The organism is Pseudomonas sp. JV245A (genome assembly GCF_032424515.1).
Classification (GTDB): Bacteria; Pseudomonadota; Gammaproteobacteria; order Pseudomonadales; family Pseudomonadaceae; genus Aquipseudomonas; species Aquipseudomonas protegens.
Map to the genome: position 1 here is coordinate 40,283 of NZ_VYKE01000014.1, position 14,614 is coordinate 54,896.

Annotated in this window: 11 protein-coding genes, 1 pseudogene and 1 riboswitch; of the genes and pseudogenes, 6 read left to right on the forward strand and 6 right to left on the reverse strand. The window is 62.5% G+C overall.

Annotated features, from left to right (window positions below; genetic code table 11):
• Positions 1-92: 92 nt before the first annotated feature.
• Entirely contained in the window at positions 93-935 is an 843-nt protein-coding gene (locus F6S12_RS33735) for a methyl-accepting chemotaxis protein (RefSeq protein WP_371261320.1), read from the reverse strand.
• Positions 936-947: 12 nt separating this feature from the next.
• A pseudogene (locus F6S12_RS33740) lies at positions 948-2,234 on the reverse strand (HAMP domain-containing protein); the annotation flags it as partial.
• A gap of 273 nt (positions 2,235-2,507) precedes the next feature.
• On the opposite strand from F6S12_RS33740, the gene F6S12_RS06535 reads away from it, so the two are divergent.
• A complete protein-coding gene (locus tag F6S12_RS06535; protein ID WP_011063371.1) occupies positions 2,508-3,326 on the forward strand; it encodes a M48 family metallopeptidase in 819 nt (272 codons plus the stop codon).
• 85 nt (positions 3,327-3,411) lie between these two features.
• Here the strand turns inward: F6S12_RS06535 and F6S12_RS06540 are convergent, their stop codons facing one another.
• The 3 genes from F6S12_RS06540 to F6S12_RS06550 all read right to left on the reverse strand — a co-directional run bounded on the left by F6S12_RS06540 (position 3,412) and on the right by F6S12_RS06550 (position 6,258).
• Positions 3,412-3,996, reverse strand: coding sequence for a TMEM165/GDT1 family protein (locus F6S12_RS06540; protein WP_011063370.1), 585 nt, complete (start codon positions 3,994-3,996; stop codon positions 3,412-3,414).
• A 92-nt stretch (positions 3,997-4,088) separates the two neighbouring features.
• Positions 4,089-4,210: riboswitch (yybP-ykoY riboswitch) on the reverse strand.
• Between the two features lie 52 nt (positions 4,211-4,262).
• The gene (locus F6S12_RS06545) at positions 4,263-5,261 is read right to left on the reverse strand and encodes a class I SAM-dependent methyltransferase (RefSeq protein WP_125062172.1); all 999 of its coding nucleotides are present in this window, start codon (positions 5,259-5,261) and stop codon (positions 4,263-4,265) included.
• Between the two features lie 31 nt (positions 5,262-5,292).
• Positions 5,293-6,258, reverse strand: coding sequence for a 2-hydroxyacid dehydrogenase (locus tag F6S12_RS06550; protein WP_315868794.1), 966 nt, complete (start codon positions 6,256-6,258; stop codon positions 5,293-5,295).
• Between the two features lie 84 nt (positions 6,259-6,342).
• On the opposite strand from F6S12_RS06550, the gene F6S12_RS06555 reads away from it, so the two are divergent.
• The gene (locus F6S12_RS06555) at positions 6,343-6,972 is read left to right on the forward strand and encodes a LysE family translocator (RefSeq protein ID WP_011063367.1); all 630 of its coding nucleotides are present in this window, start codon (positions 6,343-6,345) and stop codon (positions 6,970-6,972) included.
• On the opposite strand, the gene F6S12_RS06560 is transcribed toward F6S12_RS06555, so the two are convergent.
• Complete coding sequence (locus F6S12_RS06560) at positions 6,956-7,729, reverse strand: AraC family transcriptional regulator (protein WP_041119820.1); 774 nt, start codon at positions 7,727-7,729, stop codon at positions 6,956-6,958. The two genes, F6S12_RS06555 and F6S12_RS06560, sit on opposite strands and share 17 nt — an antisense overlap.
• Before the next feature lie 87 nt (positions 7,730-7,816).
• Here F6S12_RS06560 and F6S12_RS06565 point away from each other — a divergent pair, with 87 nt between their 5' ends.
• The 4 genes from F6S12_RS06565 (at position 7,817) to F6S12_RS06580 (ending at position 14,453) form a co-directional block, all read left to right on the forward strand.
• Positions 7,817-9,001, forward strand: a complete 1,185-nt coding sequence (locus F6S12_RS06565) for an MFS transporter (protein ID WP_315868795.1) — start codon at positions 7,817-7,819, stop codon at positions 8,999-9,001.
• A 146-nt stretch (positions 9,002-9,147) separates the two neighbouring features.
• Positions 9,148-10,830, forward strand: coding sequence for a fatty acid--CoA ligase (locus F6S12_RS06570; protein ID WP_019093006.1), 1,683 nt, complete (start codon positions 9,148-9,150; stop codon positions 10,828-10,830).
• A 338-nt stretch (positions 10,831-11,168) separates the two neighbouring features.
• A complete protein-coding gene (locus tag F6S12_RS06575) occupies positions 11,169-13,058 on the forward strand; it encodes a DUF1302 domain-containing protein (RefSeq protein WP_125062170.1) in 1,890 nt (629 codons plus the stop codon).
• Between the two features lie 30 nt (positions 13,059-13,088).
• Positions 13,089-14,453, forward strand: coding sequence for a DUF1329 domain-containing protein (locus F6S12_RS06580; protein WP_011063362.1), 1,365 nt, complete (start codon positions 13,089-13,091; stop codon positions 14,451-14,453).
• The last annotated feature ends 161 nt before the right edge of the window (positions 14,454-14,614 follow it).

A 14,614-nucleotide genomic window follows, 5' to 3' on the forward strand; every position in this document is an offset into this window, starting at 1 on the left:
GCAGGAGCTGGCTTGCCAGCGAAGAGGCCCCCTGGTTTGCTGTCCAAGCCAGGATCGCTTTCGCCGGCAAGCCGGCTCCTGCAGGTCCGTGATTAGACTTTGAACTGGTTGATCAGGCGTCGTTGCTGTTCGGCGAGCTTGGTCAGCCCGGCGCTGGCCGCACTGGACTCATCGGCGCCGCCCGCCACTTCATTGGCCACCTGGCCGATATTGATCACATTGCGGTTGATGTCCTCGGCCACCGCGCTCTGCTCCTCGGCGGCGCTGGCGATCTGGGTGTTCATGTCGTTGATCACCGACACCGCCTGGGTGATGGTTTCCAGGGCCTGGGCCGCCTTGGCCGCGTGTTCCACACTCTGGTCGGTCTTGTGCTGGCTGTCCTCCATCACCCGTACCACTTCCCGGGTGCCCTGTTGCAGTTGCTGGATCATCGACTGGATTTCTTCGGTGGCCTGCTGGGTTTTCTGCGCCAGGTTGCGCACCTCGTCGGCAACCACCGCAAAGCCCCTGCCTTGCTCGCCGGCCCGCGCCGCCTCGATTGCCGCGTTAAGCGCCAGCAGGTTGGTCTGCTCGGCAATCCCGCGAATGGCGATGAGGATGGCGTTGATGTTCTCGCTGTCCTTGGCCAGGGTCTGCACCACGCCCACCGCACGGCCGATTTCCTCGGCCAGGGCGCCGATGGCGCTGGAGGTGTCGCGCACGATCTGCATGCCCTGGCTCGCGGCCTGGTCGGCGTGGCTGGCGGCTTGCGCGGCCTGGGTGGCATTGCGCGCGACGTCCTGGGCGGTGGCGGTCATTTCGTGCACCGCGGTGGCTACCTGATCGATTTCAACCATTTGCTTGTGCACGCCCTGGTTGGTGCGAATGGCGATGTCTGCGGTGTGTTCCGAGGAATCGCTGACGCTCTGAACCGAGGTCACCACTTGGCTGATCATCGCCTGCAGCTTGGCCAAAAAGGTGTTGAAGCCTTTGGCGATGGAGCCCAGTTCGTCAGCGCGATCGCTGGTCAGGCGTCGGGTCAGGTCGCCTTCGCCCTGAGCGATGTCGTCGAGCATTGCCACCATCTGCCGCAGCGGCCGGGCAATGCCGTGGCCCACCAGCCAGATCACCAGCAAGCCGAGGCCGGCAATCACCAGCCCGACCATGGCCATGCCGAAGGTGTCGGCCTTGCGTTGTTCGGCCAGGTCACCTTGCAGTTTGTCGAGGTCGGCCATCACCGCGCTCAGCGGCAGTTGCAGCATCAGGGTCCAGTGCGCATCGGTCTGGCCGATGCCGAAGGGCAGGTACAGGCTGATGGTGCCGTTGGCCTGGTCGACGTCGTAGGTCACTTCGCCGCGCTTGAGGCTGGACAGCTTGGTCAGTGCATCACTGCTGAGCACGTCGCTGACTTTTTCACCGAACTTGCTCGAGTCCTTGGTATAGGCGACCAGGCGACCGTTACCGCCGATCAGGGCCATGTGCCCGGCGCCGCCGTAGAGCTTCTGGTTGGCGCCCACCAGCATGTCCTGGATGAAGTTCACTGACAGGTCGGCACCCACGATGCCCAGGAACTTGCCGTTGAGCAGGATCGGCTGAATAAAGGAGGCCAGCATCACCACCTTGTCGCCGACCTTGTAGGGAGCGGGGTCGATGGCGCAAGGCTTTAGGCTGTCCTGGGAGCAGAGGTAGTACTCGCTGGCGCGCACGCCGGTGGAAAGCAGGGTCCGATCATTGACGTCGGCCAGTTTGTCCAGGCCCAGGCTGCCGTCTTCATTGCGGAACCACCAGGGCAGGAAGCGGCCGTTTGCTGCATCGATACCCACCACCGAGGTGCCTACGTAGGCCGCGTCGTCATGGTCGATGGCACCGGGTTCCCAGCCAATGTACGCACCGAGGATCTTCGGGTTCTGGGTGACGTTTTCCTTGATCAGGGCAATCAGTTGTTCACGGCTCAGGCTCAGCCCGGCATGGCCTTGCGAGTCCTGGGTGCCCATCAGCGCATTGACCCGCACCAGGCCGCCGGCGATCAGAAGGGGCGCTTCCAGTTCGCGCTGGATCTGGCTGACCTGGGTCTGCGCCAGGCCGCTCAGGCGTTGTTCGATGACCTGTTCGAACTGGGCCTGGGTACGGTCTTGCACCATCTGCTGGGTCCTGGCCCCGGAGAACAGGGCGTACAGCACCAGGGCTGCAACCACGCTGAGAACGATGGCGCCGGCCAGGGCGGCGACGGAAAACTGGATCGACTTGAACTTCATAGAGGCTCCGGGCGCAGGAATTTAGGTCTGCCGATCTGTATCGGCCGCTGCAGCGCTGGCCATTAGCCTTACACGGAAAAATGACTGTTTCAGGGAGCTTGATGTCGTTCTTGGCAAGCTGTGGGGGTAACCCGGGCGGGATTTGCGGGAGGAATGAATTTTCTCCTGCGAGGCAGATATGTATCTGAAATGCGACCGATTGCTGTTTTTACATCTGGCGCGGATACATTTCCGCCCTTAGGATACGCGCCACGTTTTCAGGGAGGTTTCATGATGAAGAAGTCATTGGTCGTATGTGCATTGAGTGCCGCAGTACTGCTCAGCGGTTGTGAAACGGTCAATACCACCAGCGGTGGCGTGGTCGGTGTGGATCGCAAGCAATCCATGTTCAGCATGGTTTCCAGCGCTGAAGTGAACCAGTCCTATGCCCAGTCCTATCAGCAGACTCTGGGTGAAGCCAGCAGCCAGGGCGTACTGGACAAGACCAGCGCCAACGCCAAGCGCCTGCAGGTCATTGCCAACCGCCTGATTGCCCAGGCGCCGACTTTCCGCCCCGACTGCGCGCAGTGGAAATGGGAAGTCAACCTGATCAAGAGCGACGAGCTCAACGCCAACTGCGGTCCTGGCGGCAAGATCATTTTCTACTCCGGGCTGATCGAGAAGCTCAAACTCACCGACGATGAAATCGCCGCGGTCATGGGCCATGAAATTGCCCACGCCCTGCGCGAGCACGGTCGCGAAGCCATGTCCAAGCAGTACGCGGTCGGTGCCGGCAAGCAGATCGCCACCTTGTTCGGCGTTCCGCAGGAAACCGTAGCCCTGGGCGACAACGGGGTGAACCTGCTGATGACCCTGCCCAACAGCCGCGAGAATGAAAACGAAGCGGACCTGATCGGCCTGGAACTGGCCGCCCGTGCCGGTTACAACCCGAATGCGGCCATCAGCCTGTGGAACAAGATGGGCCAGGCTGCCGGTGGCTCCGCGCCGCCCGAGTTCATGAGCACTCACCCGGCTTCCACCAGCCGTATCGCTTCCTTGCAGGCGGCGATTCCCAAGGTGATGCCGCTGTATCAGGCCGCCAAGAAGTCCTGATCCCTTCGCGTCATTGTCGATGATGCCATCGCCGGCAAGCCGGCTCCTACGGGTTGCGTAGGGGCCAGCTTGCCGGCGATTTCGTTTATACCCAGCCGCTGATCTGCATGGCCTTGTACACCGCCACCACGGCGAGGATGAAGAAGGCCGACGCCGCCAGGCGACGGATCAGGGTCAGGGGCAGCTTGTCTGCGGCGAAGTTGCCTGCCAGGACCACCGGTACGTTGGCAATCAGCATGCCCAGGGTGGTACCAATGATCACCAGCCACAGATCCGGGTACTGCGCCGCCAGCATGACGGTGGCGACCTGGGTCTTGTCACCGATTTCTGCCAGGAAGAAGGCGATCAGGGTGGTCAGGAATGGGCCGAACTTGCGTGCAGTATTGGCTTCGTCGTCGTCCATCTTGTCCGGAACCAGGGTCCACAGCGCGGTGGCGGTGAAGCTGGCGGCGAGGATCCAGTGCAGGGTCGAGTCCGAGAAGAAGCTGCCGAACCAGGCGCCTACCGCACCGGCCGCCGCATGGTTGGCCAGGGTCGCGGCAACGATGCCGGCGATGATCGGCCAGGGTTTGCGAAAGCGCGCGGCAAGAATCAGGGCAAGCAGTTGCGTCTTGTCGCCGATTTCGGCCAAGGCAACGATTGCGGTGGGAACGAGCAGGGAGTCCAGCATCATCAGGGTTTTCCTAAGGGGCGGGTCGACACGGCTATGACACGTACAGCCTTCCCGCCCCGGGTAAGGTGTGCGTGTCATAGGTCTTGTCAAACCCTGCGGTCCGTCTGTGCGGACTCTTGGGTCGCATGCGCCATGGTCTGTTGACCAAGTATGTTGACGCATGCCGGACGAGCGTGGCGCTCGTGGGAGACTACTCCCCTAGGACGGAGCGGATTCTGCCTAGGCAAAACCCTTTCGGCAAGCCTTGTTTGCGAAAAAGGATTTCAGCCACGCTTGGCCCGATAAATGCGAAAGCCCTGGCCTTCGGCCTTGATCGCACAGGGCCCCAGGTGCTCTTCGATCAGCGGCTGGTAGCGCAGGAAGCTGTTGGCAACTACTCGCAGTTCTCCACCTTTTTGCAGATGTTTGGCTGCTTTTCGCAGCAGGTTTTCCGTTGCCTGGTAGTCGGTATGGACCCCGGTATGGAAGGGCGGATTGGTCAGAATGCCGTTCAGCCCCATGGGCGCGGCGTCGATTCCGTCACCGGTCAGCACCTCGGCTTCCAGGCCGTTGGCCGCCAGGGTCAGGCGGCTGCTGGCGGCGGCGAAGGCGTCCACATCCAGCAGGGTCACGCGGCTGTCCGGGTAGCGGCGTTTCACGGTGGCCCCGAGCACTCCGGCACCGCAGCCGAAGTCCAGCAGGTGGCCGGCGGGCAGGTGGTCCAGGTGCTCCAGCAGCAGCGCGGTGCCGCGATCCAGCCGGCCATGGCTGAACACCCCCGGCAGGCTGATGACTTTCAGCGGGCCTTCGGCCAGCGGCAGTTCGTACTCCTGGGCCAGGCTCTGCAGGGTGAGCGGTTCGGGAGCATTGGCCACCGTGACCTGCCACAGCTGGCAGTGCCGGGCGCTATCGAGCTTGCGTGGCTTGCCGAAAGGGTTGAGTTGCTTGGCCGCACTCTCCACGCCGCTGCGCTTCTCGCCCACCAGGTACAGTTCGCGCCCGGCCAGGCGCGAGGCCAGGGCGTTGAGCAGGTAGTCGGTGAGGTCCTTGGATTTGGGCAGGAACAGCACGGCGCTGTCGAAGGATTCGACCGGTGCGTCTACGCCAAAGTGACTGCGGCCGGGAAAGCGCGCCTCCAGGGCTGCCTGGTCGCCGGCGTGCCAGCTCCAGCCCCGGGCATTGGGCAGTCGGCCCAGCAGATCGTCGGCGGCCAGGCCGGCCAGCAGCAGTGAGCCTTGAAACAATTCAGCCTGACGCAACAGTACTTCACTGCGTGTATCCATGATCCGCCCCCGAAAAAAGTGGCGAAGTTTATCAACTCACGACCCGCAGCGGGGCGCCGCTGAAGAAGGCGTGGGCGTTTTGCGTCAATTGACCGACGATTCGCTGGCGGGCCTCGCGGCTGCCCCAGGCGTTGTGTGGAGTGACGATCAGGCGCGGAATGTCGCCGGCCAGCAGGGGGTTGCCAACCACCGGGGGTTCGACGCTGAGCACATCGGTGGCCGCACCACCCAGGTGACCATTGCGCAATGCATCGGCCAGGGCCTGTTCATCGATCAGCCCGCCGCGGGCGGTGTTGACCACCAGGGCTCCGGGCTTGAGCAGGGCCAGTTCCCGGGCACCGATAAAGTGGCGGGTGTGCTCGTTGAGGGGGCAGTGCAAGGTCAGGGCGTCCACTTGCGGCAGCAGTTCCTCCAGCGGCAGGCGGTCCGGGCGGGTCGGGCGGCCTGGAATCTGCCCCAGCACCACACGCATGCCAAAGGCTTCGGCCAGGCGGGCCACCGCGCTGCCCAGTTCGCCATTGCCCAGCAGGCCCAGGGTCTTGCCCGCCAGTTCGATGATCGGGTAGTCCAGCAGGCAGAACTGACTGGCCTGTTGCCAGCGCCCGGCAGCCACGGCCTGCTGGTAATCGGCGACCCGGGTGGCCAGGTTGAGCAGCAGCATCAGGGTGTGCTGGGCCACCGAGGGAGTGCCGTAGCCCTGGCAGTTGCTGACGGTAATCCCCAGCTTGCGGGCTGCGGCCAGGTCGACATTGTTGGTGCCGGTGGCGGCCACCAGGATCAGTTGCAGGTCGGGGCAGGCGGCCAGGGTTTCGGCTGTCAGTGCCACCTTGTTGCTGATGGCCACCCGGGCGCCCTGCAGGCGTTGGGCGACCTGTTCCGGCGCTGTGTGGGCATGTACTTGCAGAGGGCTGAAGCTGTCATGCAGCGCACCCAGGTCCAGGTCACCGAGGTCCAGTGAGCTGTGATCGAGGAAGACGGCGCGGCGATTGTTAGTCATGAACTGTACCTTTTGCACGAGGGTTCTAAGGCGTAATCTGCCGAGCCTAACAGATGAAATAATTAGACATACACAGGAGCCTGCATGTACTTCACCGAGTTCTTGACCGTTGCCCTCATCCATCTTCTGGCAGTGGCCAGCCCCGGCCCGGACTTCGCCGTGGTGGTGCGTGAAAGCGTGACCCACGGCCGTCGAGCCGGCACCTGGACCGCGCTGGGTGTGGGCTGCGCAATCTTCCTGCACGTGGGTTACTCGCTGCTGGGGATCGGCCTGATCGTTTCCCAGTCCATCGTCCTGTTCAACGCACTGAAGTGGCTGGCTGCGGCCTACCTGCTGTACATCGGCTACAAGGCCCTGCGTGCCCAGCCGGCCAAACCGGCGGCCGACGACTTGCACAAGGAGGCCGGGGTCCGCACTGCGCGTGGGGCCTTCACTTCAGGCTTTGTCACCAATGGCCTGAACCCCAAGGCGACGCTGTTCTTTCTCTCGCTGTTCACCGTGGTGATCAACCCGCATACGCCGCTGGCGATCCAGGCCGGGTATGGCGTGTATCTGGCGGTGGCCACCGCTGTCTGGTTCTGCCTGGTGGCCATGCTCTTCAGCCAGCAGCGGGTTCGTGCCGGCTTTGCCCGCATGGGCCACTGGTTCGACCGCACCATGGGCGCAGTACTGATCGCCATCGGCGTGAAGCTGGCCTTCACCGAGATGCATTGATTGCGCTGAGCTGATTCAGGGCCGCCACGTAATGCCGTGGCGTATCCCCGAGCAAACGGCAGAACATCGCGCTGAAGGCCCGGGCGCTGCCGTATCCCAGCGAGTCGGCCACGCTGTGCACGCTTTCCCCGGCGAGCAGGCGTGGCAGGGCTTCCATCAGGCGCACCTGCTGGCGCCAGGCATTGAAATTCATCTGCACCTGCTGCTGGAACAGCCGCGCCAGGGTTCGTGAACTGGCGCCGACCTGCTGCGCCCAGTCTTCCAGGGTGTGGGGGTGATCCGGGGTCTGTATCAGGGTCCGGCAGATGGCTTGCAAGCGCCGGTCCTGGGGCATGGGAATGTGCAGCGGAAGGTTTTCCAGGGCGGCGATTTCTTCCAGCATCAATTGCTGGATCAAGGGGTTTTCCGCTTGTTCCGGACCTTGCACGGCACGCAGGATCAACTCCCGCAGCAGCGGTGTGACCGCCAGGACGCAGCATTGGCGCAATGCGGGCGCTGACAGCTCCGGGTCGATGAACAGAGAGCGCATGCGCACCTCGCCGACCATGAAGATTTCATGCTCCACCAGTGGCGGGATCCACACCGCCCGGCTCGGTGGGATCACCCAGGCGCCCTGGGCGGTGACCAGGCGCATGGTGCCGCAGGCGGCGTAGAGAAACTGCGCCTCGCGATGGCGGTGCAATGGTTGATGCGCGGCGTCGGGGTAGTCCCGGGGATAGGCGCTGACCGGCCCATGGTGGAAGTGGTCGATTAACATGTCCGGTCCAATGACTTTGTTGTCAGAAATACGGTGGATTGCCAAATTAGCATAGGCGGCACAACAACCAACCCCCGGTGTGTCGCCATGAATCAAGCCCGAAACGTCATCCGCTACGTCAACGCCGCCCATGTCATCGATCACATGTTCATGCTGATCTTTCCCGCTGCCATGCTGGGCATGACCCAGGCCTTTGGCCTGGACTATGCCGGGCTGATCGGTCTGTCCCTGGGCGGTTTCATCGCCTTTGGCGCCTGTTCGCTACCGGCCGGCTGGCTGGGGGATCACTGGAGTCGGCGGCAGATGATGCTGCTGTTCTTCTTCGGCATCGGTGGCGCCTCGATCCTCACCGGGCTCAGTAATAGCCCGAGCATGCTGGTGATCGGGCTGACCCTGATGGGAATATTCGCCGCTATCTATCATCCGGTCGGCACCGCGATGCTGGTGGCCTATGCGCAGAATCGCGGGCGCGAGATCGGCATCAACGGTATGTGGGGCAACCTCGGCGTGGCCTTCTCGGCCTTGATTACCGGCTTGCTGGTGGCGCAGTTCGGCTGGCGCTCGGCGTTCATCCTGCCGGGGAGCGTGGCCATCCTTCTGGGTGTCGGCTTTGCCTTGCAGGTGCGTGACGAGCCTGCCCCCGCACGCGCCCATGTGCCGCTCAAGGGCAAGGGCGGGCAGCAGATCTCCATGTTCCTGGTGTTCGGCGTGCTGGCCCTGGCCACAGCCACTGGCGGGGTGGTCTTCAACGCCACCACCATGACTTACCCGAAGCTGTTCCAGGAACGCCTGCATGAATTGTTCACCTCGCCGCAGACCCTGGGGGTGGTGGTCAGCCTGGCCTATGCCTTCGGCGCAGTGGCGCAGTTGTTGATCGGCCGGGTATTGCACCGCTTCAGCCTGAAGTGGCCGTTCATCATTTTGACCCTGCTCCAGGCCCCGTTGCTGCTGGCGATGGCCGACAGCCAGGGTTGGGGCTTGATCTTCCTGGGTGCGGCCTTCATGTTCGTGGTGTTCGGCCAGGTCACGGTGAACGATGCCATGGTCGCCAACTTCGTTGCGCCCCAGTGGCAGTCGCGAGTCTTCGCCTTGCGTTACTGCCTGTCGTTCGGTGCCAGTGCCACGGCGATTCCGCTGATTGCTCTGGTGGAACCGCGTCAGGGCCTGAGCGGCCTGTACCTGGTCCTGGCAGGGGTCGCGGCGCTGACGTTTGCCGCGGCGCTGGCTTTTCCCCGCACCCCCGCAGAAGCGGCAGTGGGGCAAAGCGCCTGAGATCGTGCAGGGCCGTAACAATACTGGCCTGAAGCTAGTATTTGTAGGGCCCTGCAAATCATTCCTTTGGCTGATTTAGCGGGCGCGCAGGAGCTCTAGAGTGGTTATCCTCCAGTCACGACCGAGCCGTCAGAAAAGGGATTCTTATGTTGCAGACTCGCGTTATTCCCCCCGCCGAAGGCGCCTACCAATACCCACTTCTGATCAAGCGCTTGCTGATGTCCGGCACCCGCTACGAAAAAACCCGCGAGATCATCTACCGTGACCAGTTGCGCTACACCTATCCGACCCTGATCGAGCGGGTGGCGCGCCTGGCCAATGTGCTGACCGCGGCCGGGGTCAAGGCGGGGGACACCGTGGCGGTCATGGACTGGGACAGCCATCGCTACCTGGAGTGCATGTTTGCCATCCCGATGATCGGTGCGGTGATCCACACCATTAACGTGCGTCTGTCGCCGGAGCAGATTCTCTACACCATGAACCATGCCGAGGACCGCTTCGTGCTGGTCAACAGCGAGTTCGTCGGCCTGTACCAGGCGATTGCCGGGCACCTGACCACGGTGGAGAAAACCCTGCTGCTCACCGATGCCCCGGAGAAAACCGCCGAGTTGCCGAACCTGGTGGGCGAGTACGAGACCTTGCTCGCCGCCGCCAGCCCCCAGTACGCGTTCGAGGATTTCGACGAGAATTCGGTGGCCACCACCTTCTACACCACCGGCACCACCGGCAACCCCAAGGGCGTGTACTTCACCCACCGCCAGCTGGTGCTGCACACCCTGGGGGTGTCCACCATCATGGGGGCCATCGACAGCGTGCGCCTGCTGGGCACCAACGATGTGTACATGCCCATCACCCCGATGTTCCACGTGCACGCCTGGGGCTTGCCGTACGTGGCCACCATGCTCGGGCTCAAGCAGGTCTATCCCGGGCGCTACGACCCGGAGTACCTGGTGGAGCTGTGGCGCCGGGAGAAGGTCACCTTCTCTCACTGCGTGCCGACCATCCTGCAGATGGTGCTCAATGCCAAGGCGGCCCAGGGTACGGATTTCGGCGGCTGGAAGATCGTCATCGGCGGCAGTGCGCTGAACCGCGCGCTGTACGAGGCGGCCAAGGCCAAGGGCATCCAGCTGACGGCTGCCTACGGCATGTCGGAAACCGGACCGCTGGTGTCCTGTGCGCACCTGAACGATGAACTGATGGCGGGCAGCGAGGACGAGCGCACCACCTACCGCATCAAGGCCGGGGTACCGGGGCCGCTGGTGGAGGCGGCGATCATCGATGCCGAAGGCAACTTCCTCCCGGCGGACGGCGAGGCCCAGGGCGAGCTGGTGCTGCGGGCGCCCTGGCTGAGCGAAGGTTATTTCAACGAGCCGCAAAAAGGCGCCGAGCTCTGGGAAGGCGGCTGGCTGCATACCGGTGACGTGGCAACCCTGGACAGCATGGGGGTGATCGACATCCGCGACCGGATCAAGGACGTGATCAAGACCGGTGGCGAGTGGATCTCCTCCCTGGACCTGGAGGACCTCATCAGCCGCCACGTGGCGGTACGTGAAGTAGCAGTGGTGGGCATCGCCGATCCGCAGTGGGGCGAACGCCCATTCGCCCTGCTGGTCATCCGCGAGGGCCATGAGATTGGCGCCCGCGAGCTCAAGGAACACCTCAAGCCCTTCGTCGAGCTGGGCCACCTGAGCAAGTGGGCGATTCCCAGTCAGATCGCCCTTGTTACTGAAATTCCCAAGACCAGCGTTGGCAAGCTCGACAAGAAGCGCATCCGCGTCGACATCAGCGAGTGGCAAGCCAGCAACAGCACCTTCCTCTCCACGCTCTGAGCGTCCCCGGCCGTGCCCGCTCGGGCACGGCACGCCCACCCGGCAAGCCTTTGCCTTGTACTCACGGATTTTTCAGTCATTCTTGCCGCGCCGTTTTTCAAAGGTTATGGCAAAGGGCTGTTCCAGTGCGGTGGGTGGCTGCAAATCACACTTTAGAGGGATCAAGCAGTAATCCCTGCTGGATATAGTCCGTTCACGGATTTTTCTGAACGACGGAGCATTGTGGGGTGCTCGCGCCACGCAACTTCGGAGCCGGGACAAGTGTTCATTCAACCGGTATTCGAAGCGTTTTCAGAAAAGCGTACTGCCATAACAATAATGCACATGGAGTAGCGTCGATGACATCAGCAAACCAGTTCTGGCGCCGGGCGAAACTGCCCCTGGCCGTCGGTCTCGCCTCCACGCTCGCCGGGCCGGCATTCGGCGTCAGCTTCAACATCGGTGAAATCGAAGGCAGCTTCGATTCGTCCCTGTCGGTGGGGGCCAGCTGGTCGACCGCCGGGCGCAACAAGGACCTGATCGGGGTCAACAACGGCGGCAAGGGCCTGTCCCAGACCACCGATGACGGCCACTTGAACTTCAACAAGGGCCAGACCTTCTCGAAGATCTTCAAGGGTATCCATGACCTGGAATTGAAGTACGGCGATACCGGTGTGTTTGTCCGTGGCAAGTACTGGTATGACTTCAAGCTCCAGGACGAAGACCTGGACTTCAAGAACGTCAGCAACGACAACCGTAAAGAGGGCGCCAAGTCTTCCGGCGGGCAGATTCTCGATGCCTTCATCTATCACAACTATTCCATTGCCGATGAGCCGGGCTCCGTGCGTTTCGGTAAGCAGGTGGTGAGCTGGGGCGAAAGTACCTTCATCGGTGGCGGTATCAACTCGATCAACCCCATCGATGTGTCGGCGTTCCGCCGTCCTGGCGCCGAGATCAAGGAAGGCCTGATCCCGGTCAACATGTTCTACATCTCCCAGAACCTGACCGAGAACCTGTCGGCCGAAGCCTTCTACCAGTTGGAATGGGACCAGACCGTTACCGATAACTGCGGCACCTTCTTCTCGCAGCCGGACAACATTTCCGATGGCTGTGACGACAACCTGCGACTGCTGGCCAAGCGTTCGACCATCGCCGCCACGGCGCCGGGGCGCGCGGCCCTGGCCGCGATGCAGGCTCGTGGCGTCGACGTCAACGAAGAAGGCACGCTGGTGCGTCGCAGTGGCGACCGCGATGCCCGTGACAGCGGCCAGTTCGGTGCGGCGTTCCACTACAACTTCGAGCCGCTGGACACCGAGTTCGGCGCCTACTTCATGAACTATCACAGCCGGGCGCCGATTTTCAGTGCCACGGCTGCGCCACAGTCGGCTTACGCCATTGCTCCTGGCTTCGGCACTTTGGCGCCGGTATGGATCGCCGGTAATTCGAAGTACTTCGTTGAGTATCCAGAAGACATTCGCCTGTATGGCTTGAGTTTCTCCACCACCCTGCCTACGGGGACGGCGTGGAGCGGTGAAATCAGCTACCGGCCGAATGCGCCTGTACAACTCAACTCTACCGATATTCTCTATTCCGCCGTTCGACCTCTGAAGGGGGCATACACCAACGCCTCGCTGCTTGAAGGTGTAGCGGGGCAGGACCTCAATGGCTATCGCCGCAAGGAAATCACTCAGTTCCAGACCACCTTCACGCACTTCTTCGATCAGGTCATGGGCGCCAGCCGTCTGACGCTGGTGGGTGAGGTGGGGGTTACCCACGTCGGAGGCCTTGAGAGCAAGTCGGATGTCCGCTATGGACGTGATCCGGTGTTTGGTCCTGGCGCCTTGCCAGCCACCGGCGGGCAAAACACCTGTCGTGCGCTTAACTCCACCACCATTGCCGGTGCAGGTCCTGGTGCAGACGCCAGCAATCTGAGCGCCAACTGCAACAACGATGGCTTCACCACCGCCACCTCCTGGGGCTACCGCGGCCGTGCCATCTGGGAATACCCGGATGTGTTCGCTGGTGTGAACCTCAAGCCGAACGTGGCCTGGTCCCATGACGTCAAGGGTTACTCGCCAGGTCCTGGCGGCAACTTCGAAGAAGGCCGCAAGGCCATCAGCCTGGGGCTGGATGCCGAGTACCAGAACACCTACACCGCGAGCCTGGCCTACACCAACTTCTTCGGTGGCGACTACAGCACCGTGGATGACCGGGACTTCCTCGCCTTGAGCGTTGGCGTGAACTTCTAAGCACACTGCATTTTCAGGAAGAACAACAATATGAAAATCACCAAGAGTCTGTTGCACGTCGGTGTGCTGGGACTGTCACTGCTGGCCACCGGGGTCATGGCCGCGGTCTCGGCCGATGAAGCCGCCAAGCTGGGTACCAGCCTGACGCCGATGGGCGCGGAAATGGCCGGCAATGCCGCCGGCACCATTCCGGCCTGGAAGCCACTGGCGACCAATGCTGGCACCGTGGACAGCAAGGGTTTCCTGTCCAACCCCTACGGCAGCGAGCAGCCGCTGTTCACCATCACCGCGCAGAACGTCGAGCAGTACAAGGACAAGCTGGCGCCGGGGCAGTACGCGATGTTCAAGCGCTACCCGGAAACCTTCAAGATGCCGGTCTACCCGTCCCATCGCGGGGCCACCGTGCCGGCTGACGTGTTCGCCGCGATCAAGCGCAACGCCACCAGCACCAACCTGGTGTCCGGCGGCAACGGCCTGGAGAACTTCGAAACCGCGATTCCGTTCCCGATCCCGAAAAGCGGCGTGGAAGTCATCTGGAACCACATCACCCGCTATCGCGGTGGCAGTGTGACCCGCCTGGTGACCCAGGCCACGCCACAGGCCAACGGCTCCTACAGCCTGGTGTACTTCCAGGACCAGTTCGTGTTCCGCGACAAGATGAAGGACTACGATCCGAAAAACCCGGGCAACATCCTGTTCTACTTCAAGCAGAAAGTGACCGCGCCGGCGCGCCTGGCCGGTGGCGTGCTGCTGGTGCACGAAACCCTCGACCAAGTGAAGGAGCCGCGTTCGGCCTGGGTCTACAACGCTGGCCAGCGCCGCGTACGCCGCGCCCCGCAAGTGTCCTATGACGGTCCGGGTACCGCTGCCGACGGCCTGCGTACTTCCGACAACCTGGACATGTACAACGGTGCGCCGGATCGCTACGACTGGAAGCTGGAAGGCAAGAAGGAGATGTACATCGCTTCCGACAGCTACAAGCTCGACTCGCCGACCCTGAAGTACGCCGACATCATCAAGGCCGGCCACATCAACCAGGACCTGGCTCGCTATGAGCTGCGCCGGGTCTGGCATGTGGTGGCAACCTTGAAGGAAGGCCAGCGCCATATCTACGCCAAGCGTGACTTCTACATCGACGAAGACACCTGGCAGGCCGCGGTGATCGACCACTACGACGGTCGTGGCCAGCTGTGGCGCGTGGCCGAGGCTCACGCCGAGAACTACTACGACAAGCAAGTGCCGTGGTACGCCCTGGAAACCCTCTACGACCTGCAGTCCGGTCGCTACCTGGCCCTGGGCATGAAGAACGAAGAGAAACAGGCCTACGACTTCGGTTTCACCGCCACCACCAGCGATTTCACCCCAGCCGCCCTGCGTCAGGACGGGGTTCGCTGAGCCGCTGCAAATAGAGGCCGCATCCTCGGAAAAAGCCCCGACCTGGTTCGGGGCTTTTTTTTGCCTGAGGGCCCGGCCTTGGAATCCATCCAGGTACAGGCAGCTTTCTCGAAGCTAATTAGCCACTTAATCAATAAATAAACGAAATATCTTTTAATCAT

What these genes read in the sequence shown, in the direction of transcription:
- F6S12_RS06565 (WP_315868795.1), top strand. Translation starts at nt 7,817, where the DNA reads ATGAATCAAGCCCGAAACGTCATCCGCTACGTCAACGCCGCCCATGTC.
- F6S12_RS06570 (WP_019093006.1), top strand. Translation starts at nt 9,148, where the DNA reads ATGTTGCAGACTCGCGTTATTCCCCCCGCCGAAGGCGCCTACCAATAC.
- F6S12_RS06575 (WP_125062170.1), top strand. Translation starts at nt 11,169, where the DNA reads ATGACATCAGCAAACCAGTTCTGGCGCCGGGCGAAACTGCCCCTGGCC.
- F6S12_RS06545 (WP_125062172.1), bottom strand. Translation starts at nt 5,261, where the DNA reads ATGGATACACGCAGTGAAGTACTGTTGCGTCAGGCTGAATTGTTTCAA.
- F6S12_RS06550 (WP_315868794.1), bottom strand. Translation starts at nt 6,258, where the DNA reads ATGACTAACAATCGCCGCGCCGTCTTCCTCGATCACAGCTCACTGGAC.
- F6S12_RS06540 (WP_011063370.1), bottom strand. Translation starts at nt 3,996, where the DNA reads ATGCTGGACTCCCTGCTCGTTCCCACCGCAATCGTTGCCTTGGCCGAA.
- F6S12_RS33735 (WP_371261320.1), bottom strand. Translation starts at nt 935, where the DNA reads ATGATCAGCCAAGTGGTGACCTCGGTTCAGAGCGTCAGCGATTCCTCG.
- F6S12_RS06560 (WP_041119820.1), bottom strand. Translation starts at nt 7,729, where the DNA reads ATGTTAATCGACCACTTCCACCATGGGCCGGTCAGCGCCTATCCCCGG.
- F6S12_RS06535 (WP_011063371.1), top strand. Translation starts at nt 2,508, where the DNA reads ATGAAGAAGTCATTGGTCGTATGTGCATTGAGTGCCGCAGTACTGCTC.
- F6S12_RS06580 (WP_011063362.1), top strand. Translation starts at nt 13,089, where the DNA reads ATGAAAATCACCAAGAGTCTGTTGCACGTCGGTGTGCTGGGACTGTCA.
- F6S12_RS06555 (WP_011063367.1), top strand. Translation starts at nt 6,343, where the DNA reads ATGTACTTCACCGAGTTCTTGACCGTTGCCCTCATCCATCTTCTGGCA.